We start from the raw sequence: 2,863 nt of genomic DNA on the forward strand, positions 1-2,863 counted from the left end.
GGGAAGACGCCGGCGCTGCCACCGCCCTGAGTGCGGGTGCGGGCGGCGTGCGCGCCGATCACGGCGACCGTGCCGAGGCGGTCGGCGTCGAGCGGCAGGACGTCCCGGTTGGCCAGCAGGACCGCGCCGGCGGCGACCGCCCGGCGGGCCAGGGCCCGGGCCCGGCGGGTGCGGACCGGGGCGGGGGCGGGCGGACGTTCCTCGCCGAGCGCGCCGCAGCGGGCGGCGAGCCGCAACAGGCGCCGCGCCTTGTCGTCGACGGCCGCCTCGGGCACCCGGCCGTCGGCCACCGCCCGGGCCAGGGCCTCGCCCCAGGGGCCGTCGGGCCCGGGCATGGCGAGGTCCAGCCCGGCGCACGCGGTGGCCACGGTCTCGCGCACCGCGCCCCAGTCGGAGACGACGACGCCGTCGAAGCCCCACTCGCTCTTCAGCGGGTCGGTGAGCAGGCCGTTCGCGGTCATGGTGGTGCCGTTGACCGCGTTGTAGCCGGCCATGACCAGTGCGACCCCGGCGGCCACGGCGGCCTCGAAGGGCGCGAGGTAGACCTCCCTGAGGGCCCGCTCGCCGACGCGTACGTCGACGGTGAGCCGGTCGGTCTCGGAGTCGTTGGCCACGTAGTGCTTGGCGGTCGCGGCGACGCCCTGGGCCTGGACACCGCGGATGAAGGCGGCGCCGATGCGGCCGGTCAGTTCGGGGTCCTCCGAGAAGCACTCGAAGTGCCGGCCGCCCAGGGGGCTGCGGTGCAGGTTGAGGGTGGGGGCGAGCAGGACGTGCACGCCCTTGCGGCGGGCCTCGGCGGCGAGGAGGCCGCCGAGGTCTTCGACCAGGTCCTCGTCCCAGGTGGCGGCGAGGGCGGTGGCGGAGGGCAGCAGCACGGAGGTGCTGCGTTCGTCCCACGCCTGGCCGCGTACGCCCGCCGGCCCGTCGGACATCACCAACTCGCGTAGTGCCACGGCCGGTTCGGCGCGGGTGCGCCAGGTCGTGGCGCCGCTGAGCAGCAGCGCGCGGGCGCGCGGGGTCAGCTTGCCCAGCAGCCGGTCGATGTCGTCCTCGCTCGTCCCCACCCGGGTCTCCTAGAACTCTGTGTGACTGCGCGTCAGTTGTAGACGCCGAACTCGTACAGCGAGTAGCCGTAGCCGGTGCCGCGCGCGGTGCCGTTGACGCGGACGTAGCGGCCGGTGCCGGTCACGTCGAGGTCGTCGACGCCGCCGTTGCCGTCGGTCACGGTGTGCACGGTCTGCCAGTTCGTCCCGTCGTCGGAGGTCTGGACGGTGTACGCCTTGGCGTACGAGGACTCCCAGTGCAGTTGCACGTGCCGGAACGTGGTGCGCGTGCCGAGGTCCACCCGCACCCACTGCGGGTCGCTCCAGTCGCTGGCCCAGCGGGTGGCGGGGTTGCCGTCCACGGCGTTGGCGGCGGTGCAGGGGCAGTCGCCGTAGCTCGCCTGGTACGAGGAGGCCGTGGCCGGCTTGCCGAGGGCGACGTTCGTGCCGTCCACGGCGGGCGGCACCACCCGTGCCGAGAGCGTCTCGACGCCGACGTTGCCCTTGCCGTCGGTGGCCTTGACGTACAGCTTCCACACGCCGGGCCGGTCGGGTGCGGTGATCTTCAGGCGTCCGCCGCCGAGGTCGGTGAAGGGCAGCGGGTTCAACTGCTTGCCCTGGTCGATGTAGTTGCTGTTGGACAGCACCTCGTGGGCGACGGGGTCGCCGTCCGGGTCGGTGGCGCGGGCCGTGAGGACCAGGTCCTTGCCGGCCTGCACCTTGCCCGCGTCGCCCTCGACGCCGAACCCGGAGAGGACGGGCGGGGTGTTGTCGCGCGAGGTGTCGCCGCCGTAGGCCCGCTTCACGGCGTAGTAGGACAGCCGCTTCTGGCCGGCGGGCAGCAGGTTGAACCAGATGCCGCCGAAGTCGTACTCGGTGCCGTAGTGGAACAGGGTCGCGCCCAGGGCGACGCCGCGGTGCCCGGTGACGCAGTTCCATGCCTTGGTGTAGCCGTCGGCCTTGGCCTGGTCGGAGGGTTCGGCAGGGACGCCGTTGGCGTCGTCGGGGACCTCCCACTCGCCGGCCGGGCCCGACTCGGTGACGATGTACGGCTTGGTGTAGCCGCCCTGTTCCCAGGCGGACCGGACGTCGCAGACCGCGTTGTAGGAGTTGACGGCGTACAGGTCGAGGTCGGGGGCGTTCTTCTTGTAGTAGGGCCAGGCGCCGACCCAGGCGTCGGTGGAGGTGACCGGGTGGTTCGGGTCGACGGCGTGGATCTTCCTGGTGACGTCGTTGACGAAGGTCGTGTAGGCGTCGCGCTGGCGCTCCAGTTCGTCGCCGCTGTAGCAGTTCTGGAGGCCGAGCACCGACTCGTTGCCGACGTTCCACATCAGGACGCCGGGGTGGTCCTTGTACTCCTGCACCCAGCGCGGGAACTCGGCGAGCATCTGCTCCTTGTACGCGGTGTCGGTCAGGTAGTTGACGCAACCGCCGCTGCCCGGGCCGCCGCCGGGCTGGAGCCAGAAGCCGGCGATGACCTTGACGCCGTGCGCGGCCGCGGAGTCGAACAGGGGGCGGCTGCTCGCGTCGGTGCCCCAGGTGCGGATGGTGTTGACGCCCATGGACTTCAGGTCGGGCATGTACCGGTCGGCGTCGGCGACGGAGGGGCCCCAGGTGAGGCCCTTGACCTGGTAGGGGCTGCCGTCCACGGTCAGCTGCCAGTTCCCCTGGCCGCCGGTGACCTTGACGACGCTGCCGGCGGCGTGCGCCTGCGTGGCGGGCAGGGCGGTGAGGGCGCCGACGGCGAGGAGAGCGGCGGTCAGCGGGGCGGTGAGTCTGCGTGCGGGGGTGTGCGGTCGGCTCATGTGGGGTCTCCGGGT

At 73.0% G+C, this 2,863-nt stretch carries 2 protein-coding genes; both read right to left on the reverse strand.

Annotation, left to right across the window (positions count from 1 at the left end):
* A partial coding sequence (locus tag GTW67_RS28630; protein ID WP_161167657.1) for a glycoside hydrolase family 3 N-terminal domain-containing protein occupies window positions 1–1,064 on the reverse strand: 1,064 nt, incomplete at its 3' end.
* Between the two features lie 32 nt (window positions 1,065–1,096).
* Complete coding sequence (locus GTW67_RS28635; RefSeq protein ID WP_161167658.1) at window positions 1,097–2,848, reverse strand: discoidin domain-containing protein; 1,752 nt, start codon at window positions 2,846–2,848, stop codon at window positions 1,097–1,099.
* Window positions 2,849–2,863: the final 15 nt, after the last annotated feature.

The sequence above is a fragment of the Streptomyces sp. SID5910 genome, from assembly GCF_009862125.1.
Taxonomy (GTDB): Bacteria; Actinomycetota; Actinomycetes; order Streptomycetales; family Streptomycetaceae; genus Streptomyces.

Bases quoted from the DNA above. Each gene is read 5' to 3' on its own strand.
- GTW67_RS28635 (WP_161167658.1), bottom strand. From the start codon at position 2,848: ATGAGCCGACCGCACACCCCCGCACGCAGACTCACCGCCCCGCTGACC.